Genomic DNA, 17428 nt, shown 5'->3' with positions numbered 1-17428 from the left:
TATATCTTAGTTCTTAATTGCCTGGTTACAAGTTTGTAGTCAGGACTTTAGTCCTTATTCTAAGTAAACCCTTAACTAGGTTTAAAATACTAATTATCTTCTATCAGTGATGTCCTTCGATGATTTTGTCTAGCTTGTTTGCGACGTTTAATTGAAGCAGACCTCGTTTGAGTCCGGTAAGAATCTTTTTGTAAATCAGCTTCTTCGTCGCTACTTAAAAACTCAGCAAGTGAACTAATAGTTGGTCTTTCATAAATGCTGATTATCGGAATATGGGCATTTAATTCTTTTTGTAAATGAGAGATAATCTCAACACCTATGAGAGAACTACCTCCCAAATCAAAAAAGTTATCATAAATACCAATTTTTTCAATTCCCAGAACTTTTTGCCAAGTCGTAGCAACTATTTGCTCTACATTATTGCTAGATGGGACATACTCGTTTTGTAAGTTTGCTCTGGAATGAAGTGATAAACTACCTTGATTATTTGATGATTCTTTATTTTGTAAAAAGTTTCGTTTTATCCATTGTTCAATTCTTGGTTGTAGTTCTCCCGCAGAAACAACAATTTGTGGAGTTTTATTTAGAGATAATACACGACTAAAGACATCGATTCCTTCTTGCCATGTCATGCGTAATTTTTCTAAAGCTACTCCCACAGTTAAACCCTGTATATCATCTTCTTGAGATTGCCAAGTATCCCAGTTTACGCTAATACAAGGGAACAAATTTATTTGGTTGTGCTTATGGGCATATGCATCCATAAAAATGTTAGCAGCAGAATAAGAAGTTAACCCTAAACCTCCTAAAACAGATGATGATGAAGATGTAAATAAGCAAAAATCTAACTTTTGGTCTTGCAAAAGTTTTTCTAAAACAAATAGTCCATATACTTTAGGATTAAATTGTGATTGACTTTGAGTTTTAGAACTTTCTTCGATAGTGTAATACGCATCGTCATTAATTCCGGCTGCGTGGATAACGCCATGAATTTCACCAAACCGTTCATTAACTAATGCTATAGCTTGTTGCATTTGTTCTTCATTAGCTACATCAGCCGCGATCGCTTGAACTTGTGCACCTAATTCTTCTAGCCTCATCACCTTTTTTAACTTCTGGCTAACTTCATTAGATTCATCATAGTTTAGTAGCCACTCAGACCACTGATGTCTTTCCGGTATGCCTTTTCTGCCGATTAAAACTAACTTAGCCTGCATTGTTTTTGCTAAGTATTCTGACATTGCTAAACCAATGCGACCAAGCCCACCAGTGATTAGGTAAACACCTCCTTTTCTCAACTTGGTTTTGCTGATAATGTCTTTATCTAACTGTACAGCTTCGTATGTTTTAATCCAGCGATGATTGTTACGATAAGCAATTAAGTTCTCAGTTATTGGTGCTGTAAATTCTGTAAGCAGTGAGTCTATAAGTATTTGTGATGGCTTAGTTATGGAGTCTGGAAGTACAATATCAAAGCAACAGCAAGTTATGTTGAGATACTCTTGCGGAATTACATTGCATGGCCCTAATATAGTTGCCTTCTCAGGGCATAATTTTTCGCTGCCAGTTATATCATGTAGATTACTGGTGACAACCATCAGCTTGATTGGTTCAATTATATTTTGTTTTGCCAAGGCTTGGGTCAGAAACAGCAAACTATCAAAACCAAGACTTTGGCAATCTTCAAAAAATTGATATTGTGTTTGTGGCTCTAGCTCTTGACGGGGTAAACTATCGTTAGGAGTAACGCTCCAAAAATGTGCAAGATGCCATCCGGCACGCTTTGCGATCGCTTGTGAATTCAAATTCTGTTTTTGTAGTGTTTCCAATAAGGCATCATAGTCATCTTTTTGTCTAGGATTGATTGTATATGTACACTCATCAAGCTGGGAAAATTTATCTGCGACCCTAACAAAAATCACCTCATGTCCCTGTTGTTTCAGTCGTTCAGCAATTTCTGCTCCCACTCCATAGGGATCGACAAACACCAACCAATATGACTTTTGTTCTACCAACTTATCCGGTTGAAAAAATTCAATTGGTGTAGATTCTTTCCACCGAGGAACGTAGAACCAATCAGCAATATCTGGTTTTTTATCAGAACTTTTTGGCGACATCATTGCCAGAGTCGCATTTCGATTTACCTCAATCCAGTAACGCTGCCGCTCAAAAGGATAAGTAGGTAAGGGTATGCGATGACGCTTTTCATTTACATAAAAACCTGACCAATCAATTTGAATTCCTACTGACCAAAGCCTACCCAAACTGTTAAGTAAAAACTCTATATCTGATTGTTGCTCTTGAGGATGTCGTATAGAAGTTAGTGCTATGAGTTTATCTTTTTGATGTTGTTTCGCAAAACTACTTAGTGTCCGTCCTGGGCCCACTTCCAACAGTATTGCCTCTGGCTGTTTGAGCAACTCATAGATTCCTAAACTGAAGCGTACTGGTTGCCTTAAATGTCTAGCCCAATAGTTAGGATCTGTTGCTTCAGCTGCGGTAATCCAAGTACCGCTAACATTAGAAACAAACTGAATTTTTGGGGGATTGAGTTTTACATTTTGTAATAACTGGATGAAAGTCTCAATGATGGGTTCCATCATTTGAGAATGAAAGGCGTGAGAAGTATGCAAACGCCTAAAGTTTACACCTATTTGTTGTAGCTTTTGTTGTAATTTCTCTATTGCTTCTGTTGCACCGGACACCACACAAGAAGAAGGTGCATTGCTCGCAGCCAGAGAGATTTCTTTTTCTAGCAGTTGTTGTAACTCTTGTTCTGAAAGCTGAACCGAGAGCATAGCACCACCAGGTAACTGCTGCATTAGTTTTCCTCGCATTGCAACTATAGCTAAGGCATCTTCTAAAGAGAAAACTCCAGCGATCGTTGCAGCTACATACTCCCCTATACTGTGACCAATCATCATCTCAGGGCGCACACCCCATGCCATCCACAACTTAGCTAAAGCATATTCAATCACAAACAACGCAGGTTGAGTAATTGCTGTTTGCTGCAACTTTTGTGTTGCTTCTTGAGCTTCTTCTACTCTGGGATAGAGAACTGAACGCAGGTCTAATTCTAAGTAAGGTTTAAGCAATTCACAGCAATAATCAACTTGCTGTTTAAATACGGCTTCACTTTCGTATAATTCTCGACCCATATTTACATATTGCGAACCTTGTCCAGAAAACATAAACACGACCGGACGATTACAAGGTTCTTGGTAATGGGTGAAAGCTCTTTGAGGATCTTGCAATGCATTAATTGCATCTTCTTGGTTTTGGCAAACTACTATTCGGCGATGGTTCAAACTCCACCGTCCTAATTGTAAAGTATAAGCAACATCCGCGAGGTTTAAATCTGGATTTTTTTGTAGGTAATTAGTTAAATTTTCTGTAGCAGTTTTTAATGCTGTATTCGTCTTAGTTGAAAGTAATAATAATTGCCAATGTCTAGAATCACTAGAGGATTGAGTTATCGGAGCTTCTTCTACAACTAAATGGACATTTGTTCCGCCAAAACCAAAGGAACTAACACCCGCCCTGCGAGGAGTATTGCTAGTTTTCCACTCAGATAATTTATTGTTTACATAAAAAGGACTATTAGCAAAATCAATTTGCGGTGATGGTTCTTCAAAGTTTAAACTGGGGGGAATTTGTTTGTGTTTTAAGGCTAGTACAGTTTTAATCAAACCTGCTACTCCAGCAGTTGAGTCTAAATGCCCAATATTGGTTTTCACAGAACCAATACCACAAAATCCTTTGTTTTGAGTTTTAATACGAAAAGCTTGTGTTAAGGCAGCGATTTCAACAGGATCTCCAAGAGTTGTGCCGGTTCCATGTGCTTCAATGTAGCTAATGGTATCGGGTTCTACCTCAGCCATAACCTGAGCAGCTCTTATTACCTTGGCTTGCCCATCTACGCTAGGTGCTGTATAGCTAACTTTATTTGACCCATCGTTATTAATAGCAGAGCCTTTGATAATAGCATGGATGCAATCGCCATCTGCGATCGCTTCTTCTAACCGTTTTAAAACTACAAGACCTAAACCCCTTCCTTTTACTGTTCCCGCAGCCTTAGCGTCAAAAGCACGACAATGTCCATCACGAGATTCAATTCCTCCATCTTTATATAAATAACCAACTGCTGTCGATATTGAAACTCCTCCTGCTAAAGCAATATCGCACTCACCACTAAGCAAACTTTGGCAAGCTAAATGTACAGCAACCAACGAGCTAGAGCAAGTAGTTTGAACTGCATAACTTGGCCCCTGCAAATTTAATTTATAAGAAGCAAGTGTAGTAACATAATCTGGAGAAGTTCCCTTTTCTATTTGCTTATCACCTACAGAGGCTAGAAGCTCATAATTAGAATAAATGTTAAGTAAATAACTGCCAAAACTTGTCCCAGCGTAGACCCCAATAGGTTTTTTATAGACATCCGAACTATACCCAGCATCTTCAAGTGCTTTCCATGAATGCTCCAAGAAAAAACGGAGTGAAGGGTCCATGACTTCAGCTTCTCTAGGATTAATGTCGAAGAATGAAGCATCAAATAAGTCTATATCTTTGACTACACCCTCTGCTTTAACATAATTTATGTCGCTCAATAAGGCCTCATCTACACCTAAATCTTTTAATTCTCGATCGTCGAATCTATATATTGACTCTACTCCATCTCGGAGATTGTACCAAAATTGCTCAATATTTTCAGCCTCTGGGAAACAGCCACTCATGCCAATAATGGCTATCTCCAGACCAGTTTTGCTACTTAAATATTCTGAATTTCCCATAATTAATGTTAATTATTCAATAGTAAATATTAAACGCTCTGTTGCTTTTTTTGTAAAAAACGTTGCTTTAATCTTGCTTTACCAGCTTCTAACTGTTCATTCAATTCATTGCTTTGGTTTGCAAAGTTATTATCATCTTCTTGACTTAAATACCGCGATATGGAACTAATTGTTGGATATTTAAATAGATCGGTTATTACTAAGTCTGCTTTATAAAGTTCCCGCAGTTTGCTATAAACCTGAAGTACATTTAGCGAATGACCACCAAGGTCAAAAAAGTTATCTTGAATACCGACTTTCTCCACCTTAAGTATTTTTTGCCAAATGTCAGCAATTGCGTGTTCCATCTCATTTCGCGGCAATACGTAAGCTGTTTCTAATTTCGGGCGAAGATTATCTGGTTTTGGCAGAGCTTTCCGGTCTACCTTACCGCTAGGTGCTAGGGGTAGATTTTCCAGCATCACAAAGGCAGAAGGTAACATGTGGTCAGGTAACTTTTCCTTTAAGAAGCTACGCAATTCACTAATATTAGGAACTGCTTGTGTCTTAGCAACCACATAGGCAACTAATTGTAAGTTACCTGGTTCGTCTTGCTGAACCACGACTACAGCTTCACGTACATTCGGGTGCTGAAGCAAAAATGTTTCAATTTCTCCAAGTTCAACCCGAAAACCACGAATCTTCACCTGATGGTCAATACGTCCGAGAAATTCTATATTCCCATCAGGAAGCCACCTTCCTAAATCTCCAGTTTTATAAATTAAATCTTTGCGATTTCCTGGTAACTTGTTTTTAACATCTGTAAATGGATTGGTAACAAAACTGAAATTAGTTTTTTCTTGATTTTTCCAGTAGCCATCACCGACACCAATTCCTGATACACAAATCTCTCCAGGAGCGCCAATGGGTAATAATTGCATTTCTCCATCCAGAATGTAGAGATTTAAATTAGCTAATGGTTTCCCAATTGGAACCGTTCGCTGATTTTCTGGCAAAGGCTTGTCAACGATAAACTGGGTGATATCATCAGCAGCCTCAGTTGGACCATAGGCGTTAACTATTTTGATTTCGGGATATATCTCAAGCCACTTATTTACCAAACTTACCGATACTGGTTCCCCGACAACCATCATCCATTTTAAATCAGGTAATTCTCTTTGGTGAATCGGTAGCTGGGAAGTATATTCAAGCAAGCCGACAAATAATGCTGGTACTAATTCAACAACTGTAATTTTTTGTGATTTGAGTGCAAGAAATAACTGCTCAGGAATCGCAACGGTTTCGATATCTACTATTACTGTCTTTCCACCAATTAGAAGTGGTGCTAAAAATTGCCATACAGAAATATCTGTAGAAGCAGGAGCGCTTTGCAGAAAACAAAATTCTGGCGTTAAATCCAACTCATCAAATTGGGCATAAATATGATTAATTGCACCATCATGCCTGACAATTGCACCCTTTGGTAATCCTGTAGACCCAGAAGTGTAAAGCATATAAGCTGGGTCAACAGCATCATTGATACTTTCTAGATTATCATTAGATAGCTGCTGAAAATCCAATTTATTATATATCTTTAAATTTTCTGGTCTAAGAAATAGCGTCCGATCATTAGCAATGCTATCTAAGCAAATAATCGATGATAATTGAGAATAGTCTTCTCCCAGGTCTGATAAAACATTGAATAGCGAATAATCCGTGAATAAAAACCTCACTTCGCTATTAGATAGCATATACTTAATTCGATTTGGTGGGTAAGTGCTATCAATGGGTACGTATGCTCCACCTGCCTTATATATAGCAAGAATAGCAATTAGAAAATTGATATCGCGGTCTTTGAAAATTCCGACAAACTCTCCTTTACAGACTCCTAATTTCTGCAATAATTCAGCTAGCTGATTAGCTTGATGATTTAGTTCTTGATATGTGAGTTGAGTTTGTTGATAAATTACGGCTATATTGTTTGGAGTTTCAGATACTTGGATTTCAAATAATTGATTTATTGTTTTATCAGTTGGATATTGTTTTATTTGCTTGTTAAATTCTATTAATAACTGATTTTGGTCAGCTGATTTTAAGAAAACAATATCTGAAATTTTAGTATCAACATTATTTAGAATATTTTCTAGAAGATTAGTATAATATTTACTCATTAATTTTATACTTTCATCTTGAAATAAATCTTCTTTATACTCGATATTGGCACTAATACTTTCGCCGTTAATTGTAAAAGAGATTGTGATGTCATTATTGAGTTGGCTGAAATTATTTTTATTATGAATATTTTCTAAGCAAACTACTATGTCAAAAAGAGGCTGGCGATTAGAAATTGTTGGTAGCTCTAATAAATCAATTAGTTCATCAAAATTATAGTTTTGGTGACTGTAAGCTGCGATCGTAGCATCTTTGACTTGAAAAAGTAAATCTTTAAATGAAACTTGAGGTGTGACTTGAGTACGCAAAGGAATAACTTTAGCATTTACGCAATCGATATCAATTGCCTCATATACTGGTATTCCGATAATAACATCATTATTTCTAGTATATTTTTGTAGCAATATATTAAAACAAGCTACAAGCATCAAATAGATTGAAAAGTAAGAGCCTTTAGCTAGCTTAATGATTGATTGAGATGAATCAATTGGTAAATCAAAACTCAGAAATTTATTTTTACCACTAGAAAACAAAGGTCTTGCATAGTCCAGCATTAGATTTGTTTCTGGTAGTTCTCCCGATAATTGATTTATCCAATAAATTTTTTGAGAAAAGAAGTCATTTGACTGTAAATGTATACCCATAGTTTTCCCCTGGCTTGTAACCAATTCTTTTCCAAGTTGTAAATACTAGTATGTATATCTAGTTTTGTATGCAATAATCAAAAGCTTCTTTGATAATCAAACATCCTTTCTCTAAAGTAAGCATATCAATTATTAAAGGAGGCAAAATTTTAATAACAGTATCATTTCTGCCTGCTCTTTCAACTATTAATCCTAGTTCAAAACAACGCGATGTGATCCTTTTAGCTAAACTACTACCGCCAAAATTTTTAACATCAATGCCCCAAATCATCCCAATTCCACGGATTGATATGTATTCATTTATTGGTAATATTTTTTGAGTGAGAAATTTTTTCAAGAAAATCTCTTTAGCCTTAACATCTTGTTCAAAATTACAACTTTCTCTATACTCTAGAGCAGCTGTAGCTCCTACAAATGCCAATTGATTACCCCTAAAAGTACCATTATGTTCGCCCGGTTCCCATATATCCAACTCCGGCTTAATCAATAATAACGACATTGGAAACCCATACCCACTAATAGATTTAGATAGTACTACCATATCAGGAACTATATCTGCTCTTTCAAAAGAAAAGAAAGGCCCTGTTCGACCACAGCCGACTTGAATATCATCACAGATTAATAAAATATCATTCTCGTTACACAACTTCCTCAGTCTTTGCATCCAGTCAATAGGAGCTATAACAACTCCACCTTCAGCTTGCACTGTTTCAAAAATTATTGCTGCTGGTTTTTCAATTCCAGAATTGACATCATTTAAAACTGTTTCTATATATTCTATTGTGTCAAAGCTTTCCATAAATCCATAAGGATAAGGCATAAAGGTTACATTATTTGATGTCCCAATTGCCCCGGCTTTAATTCCGACATTACCACTAATAGATAAGCTTCCTAAAGTCATTCCATGATATGCTCCCATGAAGGAGAATATACCCGATCTTTGTTTTACTTTTCTGGCTAACTTTAAAGCTGCTTCAACTGCATTTGTTCCTGTTGGCCCACAAAACTGAATGCGATAATCTAATTGTTTTGAACTTAATACTACCTCATCAAACTTAGCTAAAAACTTCTCTTTAGCTGAAGTATACATATCCAAACCATGTGCAATTCCATCGGCATCTAAATATGACATAACCTTTTGTTTTATATAGTCATGGTTATGCCCATAATTTAAAGCACCTGCTCCTGCAAAAAAGTCAATATATTCCTTTCCTGAGTCTGAATAAATTATAGAACCTTTAGCTCTATGAAATATATCAGGGAAATTACGGCAATAGCTTCTGACATTTGATTCACACTTTTCAAATATATTCATGAGAGTGTTCTGTTTGAATTACGAAAGGGATTAATCAGTCTAACGATTATGTATATTGCACATCTTCAGAGAAATGTATTACTTTTTAAGAAACATAATTTAGATAAGATTTATAAAATTTAAAAATAATTTGAGGAGGTAGTTTTAAAACTAAACCCATAGCTAACAAAAAGTTATAGTATAAATTTTGAATTGGCATTCCTTTTGTAATAGCTGCTAGACCATTGAGCGAACTTTTTGGAGTATGCCAATCTATATTAAAAGAAATTGACATATCTAAACTCCGAACATGATGCAGTGTTCCAGGGGGCATATATAAAATATCTCCAGGATTGACAATAAATTGAATCGGTCTTGCATTTTTGTATTCAGGATATTTATTTAAATCTGGATTTTCTGGATTAACGAGAAACCATCGCCAGCCTTTGCGATAACAATATTTAGCATCTTCAGGTAGTAATATAGTGAATTGTTTGCGTCCAACAATCTGAAAAAAAATATTGTTAGTCAGAAGGCAATCAAAATGTAATGGTGTAACACTATTAGAAGAACCTAAGAAAAACTGGCAGTAACGCCACCACTTATGCCAATACCATTCTGGCAAATAATCATAAGGAAATGGTTGAGCATCTTTCACTAAAGAAGGTATTAAGCTAAATAAGGGTAGGTCATGACAATATGGCGGTCGAGTATTATTTTGAGGATCTTGTTCATAATTTTCTATTAATTCTATATATCTTTCCATTGTCAAACTACATATCTCAATTTTGTTATCGCTAAATTTCTTTGCATAAATATTTAGAGAAGGAGATAAATTTTTAAGGTATTTTAAAGACCATTTGTCAAAACCATTCCAATTGATAATTACTCCAGAAATTATAACTGGTTTTCCTAATTCAACATAATCTTTATAGAACTCATTACTTGAAAGTTTATATCTTCTTTCTATTGCTGATGAAATAATCATAGCTTTATCCTTTGGAATCTTTTTAATTTTCGGCTTTTTAGTAGAAAAAGCATTTTTAAAGTGCTCTAAAAACAAGCTAAATCTAAAATGTTATCAGTATTTCAAGATATTGGAACTAATTGCCAATCAAACAATACTTCTTTTTCTAAAAGTTTTGATATTTGCTGTTGCTGTAGTGTTGAAAATGATAAGTCCTTAATTTGAACATCATGATTAACCATGATTTGTTGTAGCAGTATTTGAAAATCTCTAATTATCCCAGTAATTGTAGCAATATCAAATCTTCGAGAATCGTATGAAATTGCTACTACAATTTCTGTTTCTGGATATATAACTAAATTTAAAGGGTAGTTATTTCTGTAATAAGTTCCAGTAAGTTCAAATTCTATATTCCCTTTCCATTCTTTTAAAAATTGACTGACTGGAAAGTTTTCAACCACAACAATTGTTTCAAACAAAGGTAAATTTCGTGGTACTTCACTCCAACCCTGGATTTGAGTAAGCGGAGTGTATTCATGATGGCGTGCTTTTACTAATTGGATCTGAAATTCTTGTAGCCATGACAAAACCTGCTGCTCAGGATTTAACTTGACATTTATTGGTAAGGTATTTATGAACATACCAACCATTGACTCTACTTCAACTAAATCTACTGGTCTTCCTGTGACAGTGAATCCATAAGTTACATTGTTACGACAGGTGTAACGACTAAGGAGGATAGACCAGATTCCATTAACTAATGTGGCAAGGGTAAGGCGGTTTTTGGTAGCAAAAGATAACAGCGATTTTGTAGTTGCTTCCGATAGTTTAATTATCTCCTCATCGTACCTTTCTTCTTGGTTAGATAATTGATTATTTTCTATATAAGTTAGGGGAGTTGGTGCTTTGATTCCTTGTAATGCTTCGCGCCAAAAACTTTCAGTTTTAGCTATGTTCTGTTGCTGCAACCAGTCGATATAATTCCTAAAAGGACGAGCTGGCGCTAAGGTCACTTTTTTGCATTCACAAAGCGCCTCGTAAATTTGTAAGCATTCCTCTAATATTATCGGCCCAGACCATCCATCTGTGGTGATATGATGATTGCTCCAAATAAATTCATAGCGTTCATCAGCAAAACGAATTAAAGTTATCCGCATTAGACATGGTTGCGAAAAGTCAAAACCTAATTGGCGATCGCTCTCTAGAAATGATTTTAATCGCTTTTGTTGTTCTGCTTCCTCAACACCACGCCAATCGTATTGATTTAAAGTAATTTTTACTTGTTTATAGACAACTTGTAATGGATTATCAATGTCTTCCCAATAAAATCCTGTACGCAAAACTGTATGTCTATCAATTACTTGCTGCCATGCTTGTTCAAAAGCCTCTACATTTGGATTACCATGCAAAGTTAAAGTATGGTGAAAAAAGTATAATGCTGACTCGCTTGCATACAAACAGTGAAAGAGCATACCCTTTTGTACGGGTGTTAGTTCATAAATGTCCTCAACATTTTCTGTTTTCATTGTGTGTTTTTCTCACTTGCTCGGTTAATTTTTGCCAGAAATTTATCTAGGTTTTGTTGGTTCAAGTTTGCTCTAGGAAAATCAGAAGGTGTATATTTTTCTGCTTCAAGAGACTCACAGTGGGCAATAAGGCTTTGTGTAGCTTCAATAAAGCTTTGTGCTAAAGTTTCAATTGTTTCTCGGCGATGAACGGCTGAACTATAAGCCCAATTCAAGTGCAGTTGTTCTTGAACAATAATTCCATTTATTTCCACTAAGTAAAATCTTTTTGCACTTGAACTTTCACTAAGTCTAATAGACTGTTCGGTTAAATCAAATAAAGATGACTGCGATATAGTAGGATCAAAATTACCTAAGTAATTAAAACTTACCTGAGGCTGCGGAAAATACTGTAGCTTTGAATTGATTTCTGAATTGTTGGTTATATAGCGCAGTATATCGTAACCAATACCTTTGTTTGGAATGCTGCGTAAATACTCTTTGACTGCTATTAATGCATTCCCTTGATTAGAAACCTCTGTTATATCTAAAATGGCTGGAAAGCAAGTTGTAAATAAACCAACTGTACGAGATAGAGATATATCATTTACATCTTTGAAGATTATATCTCGACCATTATCTTTAATATCTACCCATAGTTGCTGCTCCCCCGTCCACTTTGCAAAAGATTGCACCAACGCTGTTAATAGAACATCGATTATCTGAGTATTGTAAGCCTTATTGACATTTTTCAATAATGCTTGCGTTTCTTTTTTATTTAGAGTAATTGATACCCGGTCAACATTGGTTACTGTAGTTTCATTTGCAGAATAATCAACAGGTAGATTGTGGAAAGGTTTTTCGGCTTTTGTCAACCAGTAGTCTTGCTCTTGGAGCATTTCTGAAGCCTGGTCATATTTTTGCACACACTGCATCCACCGCTTGAATGAAGTAGTTTTATCAGGCAAATGGATCGTTTTACCTTGAGTAAGTAACTGATAGGCTGTTTGTAAATCTTCTAGCAAAATATGCCAAGAAACACTATCTACTAAAAGATAATGAATGCTAATTATTAGGTAGCTATTTTGCTGCGATCGCAATTCAATGAAAGCAACTTTTACAAGCGACCCCTCACTTAAATTGAAGTTGCTTTGTAATTCTATGATAGCAGATTCAAAAGCATATTTTTGCTCATTTTTTGAAAGTTGAGACAAATTTATATGCTTGTACTCCATTAGATCGTTAGTGCCAGCTTCAATTTGTTGCCATCCAGATTCTTTTTGAATAAAACGCAGACGAAATACGTCGTGATATTCAATCACATATCGCACAGCCTGCTCTAATATTTTAGGCTCGCATATTTGTTGGATTTCTAGTAATAAAGACTGGCTTAATAAATTTTCATTTGGCTGATTTTGATTTAATAAACGATATTGGAACGGGGTGAGTTGTATTTCTCTAGTTCTGGAATTATTTTTAGTTTCCTTGTTTGCATTTGCACCTGCGGCTGTTGCTAATTCAGCAATAGTTTGGTGTAAAAACATTTGTTGAGAAGTTAGCTTCAAACCTAATTGATTAGCTTTGGCAACAATTTGAATTGCAATAATCGAATCACCTGCCAATTCAAAAAAGTTGTCATGAATTCCAACTCGATCGATGCCGAGAAATTGTTGCCAAATGTCAGCAAGGGTCTGCTCTATTTCGTTACCAGGAGCAACATAAGCATTTACCAAGCTGGGACGTGGATGGCTTAGTTGAGAAAGATTTGTTTTTGATGCATCTGATAAAAACGCTAATTCTTGTTCTAGATAATTGAAAGAATTGTCTTGCTCAATTACCGTTTGGAAGTCTTGTGGAGAGACAACGACATGATGCAAGCTACTTAGCAAAATCCGATTAAAAGCTTCGGCACCTTCTTGAGATAATATTCCTTTTTTGAGATCCTCTTCACGTTGATGCTTTAATTGTTCTGGTAGTGCTGTCTCTACTGCCATCCCTACTTCTTGCCAAGTACCCCAGTTGATTGCCACTGTAAATCGATCGGATTTAGCAGTACGATAATCTGCATAAATATCCAAAAATGCATTAGCTGCACAATAATCTACCTGTCCAAATTCGTTCAAGATCGAACTTTGAGATGAACAAAGTACTAAAAAATCTAAGTTAATATTTTTTAAGTTGAAAATCTCCTCTAATACTAATGTGCCCTTAACTTTTGGTGCTAATACGCTGTTTGCTAAATCCTGTGTTTTTAATTGAACAATGCCACCACCAGCAATACCTGCCGCATGGATAACCCCATTGATTTGACCAAATTTTTCTAAGGCTTCAGTAACAGCTACTTGCATTTGTTCGTAGTTGGCAACATCGGCACTTTTAATTTCAATTTCTGATCCTAACTCTTCTAGTAGAAGCATTTTTTGGATCTTACAGCTAATATTATCTTGGCTATCATGAGTTTCTAGCCATTGTTCCCACTGCGATCGCTCCGGTAATCCCTTTCTTCCAATTAAAATCAACTTAGCTTGTACTGTCTTGGCTAAATATTCCGCCAACACCAAACCTATACCACCAAGTCCACCAGTAATTAAATAAACTCCTCTTGGCTTTAACTTAGTTTTAGCTGGGGTGCTTTCATCCAGACGGACAGCTTCAAAGGTTTGAATCCAGCGATGAGATCCACGGTAAGCAACTATATTATCGGTTTGCTGTGTTGTTAGTTCAGTAATCAGATAGTCGATAAATTTTGGTGTTGGTGGGATATTAGAAGCAGGAATTACTACATCGATCGCACAGGAATTAATGTTTAAATATTCTTTGGGAATTATCTTACACGGCCCCAAGATTGTTGCTTTTTCTGGGTATAAAATTTCATCACCAATGACATTATATAGATTATTAGTTACAACCCTTAACTTCAGAGAATTGCTGATATTTTGCCTTCCTAATGCCTGGGTTAAATACAATAAGCTCCAAAAACCAAGATTCTGGTAATCTTCAGGCGTTTGTTTTCTGAACTTATTATCAGATAAAGTATCATCTGGCGTAATGCTCCAAAAGTGAGCTAATCCATTTGGAATCAAACTCTCTTTTTGGAGTTCTTGAAGCAAGGCATCGTAGTCATCGCTTTGCTGTGGGTCAATGGTATATGTATATTTGTTCAGCTTCGTAAATTTGTCTGCGACTCTAACTGTAACTACATTTTGACTTTGCTGTTCGAGTCGTTTAGCAACTTCGCCTCCAATTCCATAATCATCGATAAAAATTAACCAGTGGGTGTTTTGCTCAGTTACTAATTCCTTCCCTTGGGAAAACTCAAGTGGTGTAGATTGTTTCCAAATTGGAATATAAAACCAATCGGCAATATCTGGCTTTTTAACTAATGATTTTTGCCATGCCTTTGATAATACAGTTTCGGGGTTAGCTTCAATCCAGTAACGCTGACGCTCAAAAGGATAGGTAGGCAAAGGAATATGTCTGCGTTGCTCTTTTGTATAAAAGCTTGCCCAGTTTATTTGCAATCCTGATAGCCAAAGCCGAGAAAGAGTATTGAGCAAAAATGCTACATCAGAAATTTGCTCTTGGGGATGTCGCAACGAAGTTAGAACTACAGGCGGTGAAATCAACTGTCGTTTGGCTAAGGTAGTTAATGTTCGTCCTGGGCCAACTTCCAATAAAGTTCGTGGCTGTTGCAGCAATTCGGCGATTCCCTCGTTAAATAATACGGTTTGCCGTAGATGTCTAGCCCAGTAGTCAGGATCAGTCGCCTGTTCTGCTGTAATCCAAGTTCCGGTAACATTAGAAACAAAAGGAATTTGAGGTGGTTGTAGGTTGACATCTTTAACTTGCCGTACAAATGGCTCTAAAATCGGCTCCATCATCTGAGAATGAAAAGCGTGAGATGTATGCAGGAGACGACAATCAACACCTTGCTCAATCAAACTATTTTGTAATGCTGCGATCGCATTTGTAGCGCCAGAAACCACACAAAGAGATGGCGCATTGCTAGCTGCTAAAGAAAGTTCTGAACCTAACATAGGTTGTATTTCTTTGGCAGAGAGAGAAACGGAAAGCATCGATCCTGGTTCAACTTGTTGCATTAGTCGTCCGCGAATTACGACTAAAGTCAATGCATCTTCTAAAGAAAAAACACCAGAAATACAAGCAGCTACATACTCACCAATGCTGTGACCAATCATCACTTGCGGATGTACACCCCACGCCATCCAAAGTTTAGCAAGTGCATATTCGATTACAAATAGCGCAACTTGGGTTAAGGAAGTTTGTTTAAGTTGTTCTTGTGTAGTTTCTACTGTCGAGGGATAAAGTATATCTTTCAGGTCTAACTTTAAATGGGGTTTTAGCAATTCAGAGCAATCATCAATTTGTTGCCGAAAAATTGCTTCTGTTTCATATAATTCCCGGCCCATGTTTACATACTGCGCTCCCTGTCCGGGAAACATAAATACAATTGAATGGTTACGGGTTTCTGAAAAATTACTCAAAACTCCTTGTTGATCTGGCGCTGTTAATATTTTTATAGCATCTTGAGTATCCTGACATAGCAATACCCGACGATGGTTAAAATTTCGGCGACCAACTTGTAAAGTATGAGCTACATCAGCAAGATTAGTATCAGGATGGTGTGCTAAATAGTCAATAAGGTTAGTTGTAGCAGATTCTAAAGCTGTTTGAGTTTTTGCAGAGAGAACTAACAACTGCCAAGGACGAGAAATACTTTCTTTGCTGCTAAAAACTGGAGCTTCTTCTAAAATTACATGAGCATTAGTACCACCAATCCCAAAAGAACTGACTCCTGCTCGTCTAGGATGTTTGTTTACTTCCCATTGGGAAAGTTTGTTATTGACATAAAAGGGACTGTTAGCAAAATCAATTTGAGGATTCGGTTGCTCAAAGTGCAAACTAGGAGGAATTTGTTTGTGTTTAAGAGCTAAGACAGTTTTTATTAAACCTGCAACACCAGCAGCAGCATCCAAGTGCCCAATATTTGTTTTTAAAGAACCAATTGCACAAAAGTTTTTCTTTTTTGTGCTGCTTCGGAATGTTTGCGTCAGTGCAGCGATTTCAATTGGATCTCCTAAAGATGTTCCTGTACCGTGAGCTTCAATATAAGTTATTGTTTCTGGATCTAACTCTGCAACAACTTGAGCGGTTTTGATAACTTTAGCTTGACCTTCTATCCGAGGCGCTGTGTAGCTAACTTTGTTTGAGCCATCGTTATTTATCGCCGAACCTTTAATCACAGCATCAATAGAATCTCTATCAGTTAGAGCGTCTTCTAATCTTTTTAAAACAACGATTCCTACACCTTCTCCGCCCACTGTTCCCCCTGCTTTAGCATCAAAGGCGCGGCAGTGTCCATCAGGAGAATTAATACCCCCTTGGTTATAAAGATAGCCAGCTTTTCTTGAGGCGCTGATAGAAACACCGCCAACCAAAGCGATATCACATTCACCGTTAAGTAAACTTTGGCAGGCTAAATGTACTGCTACTAATGAGGTTGAGCAAGCCGTTTGAACTGTATAGCTAGGCCCCGTTAAATTAAGTTTGTAAGAAGTACGTGTTGCCAGGTAATCTTTGTCGCCAGCGATCGCTATTTGTTGTTCGTCTACTGAGTTTCTAATATTTTGATTAAAATAAATGTTTAGTAAATAACCGCTGAAGTTAGAACCAGCGAAAACACCGATAGAACCATTGTAGGTTTCGGAATTATAACCTGCTTTTTCCAGCGCTTCCCAAGCACACTCTAAAAAAATCCGGTGTTGCGGGTCAGTAATTTCTGCATCTCTGGGATTAAACCCAAAAAACTCAGCATCAAAAAGTTCTGCATCTTCTATTACAGCATTTCTTTTAACATAGTTGGGATTGCCGATCAGCGCTGCATCTACTCCTGCTGCCAACAGTTCTTCATCAGTGAAAAAAGAAATTGATTCTATCCCATTTTGGAGATTATTCCAAAACTCATCAACATTTTTAGCTCCGGGAAATCTCCCCGATAATCCAATAATTGCTATTTCTGAACCGTTACTATGATCTGCACCAGTGGAAATATTCAT

General features: G+C 36.6%; 6 protein-coding genes. All 6 read right to left on the bottom strand.

The annotated features are described in order from the left end of the window. Positions 1–89: 89 nt before the first annotated feature. The gene (locus RMY64_RS17125) at positions 90–4790 is read right to left on the bottom strand and encodes a type I polyketide synthase (RefSeq protein WP_322700675.1); all 4701 of its coding nucleotides are present in this window, start codon (positions 4788–4790) and stop codon (positions 90–92) included. Between the two features lie 29 nt (positions 4791–4819). Next, the gene (locus RMY64_RS17120) at positions 4820–7585 is read right to left on the bottom strand and encodes an amino acid adenylation domain-containing protein (RefSeq protein WP_322700674.1); all 2766 of its coding nucleotides are present in this window, start codon (positions 7583–7585) and stop codon (positions 4820–4822) included. A 58-nt stretch (positions 7586–7643) separates the two neighbouring features. Continuing rightward, positions 7644–8900, bottom strand: a complete 1257-nt coding sequence (gene ectB / locus RMY64_RS17115) for a diaminobutyrate--2-oxoglutarate transaminase (RefSeq protein WP_322671027.1) — start codon at positions 8898–8900, stop codon at positions 7644–7646. An 85-nt stretch (positions 8901–8985) separates the two neighbouring features. Next, the gene (locus RMY64_RS17110) at positions 8986–9942 is read right to left on the bottom strand and encodes a cupin-like domain-containing protein (RefSeq protein WP_322700673.1); all 957 of its coding nucleotides are present in this window, start codon (positions 9940–9942) and stop codon (positions 8986–8988) included. 26 nt (positions 9943–9968) lie between these two features. Beyond that, positions 9969–11372 (bottom strand): condensation domain-containing protein, encoded by a 1404-nt coding sequence (locus tag RMY64_RS17105; RefSeq protein ID WP_322671025.1) that lies wholly within the window; start codon positions 11370–11372, stop codon positions 9969–9971. Beyond that, positions 11369–17428 carry a polyketide synthase gene (locus RMY64_RS17100; RefSeq protein WP_322700672.1) on the bottom strand — a complete coding sequence of 2020 codons (6060 nt, stop codon included), beginning with the start codon at positions 17426–17428 and terminating at the stop codon, positions 11369–11371. Before RMY64_RS17100 ends, RMY64_RS17105 begins: the two co-directional genes overlap by 4 nt.

This window comes from Nostoc sp. DedQUE08 (assembly GCF_034530895.1).
Lineage (GTDB): Bacteria > Cyanobacteriota > Cyanobacteriia > Cyanobacteriales > Nostocaceae > Nostoc.
Note: the sequence above shows the minus strand (reverse complement) of the source record. Positions and strands in the feature narration are given on the sequence as shown.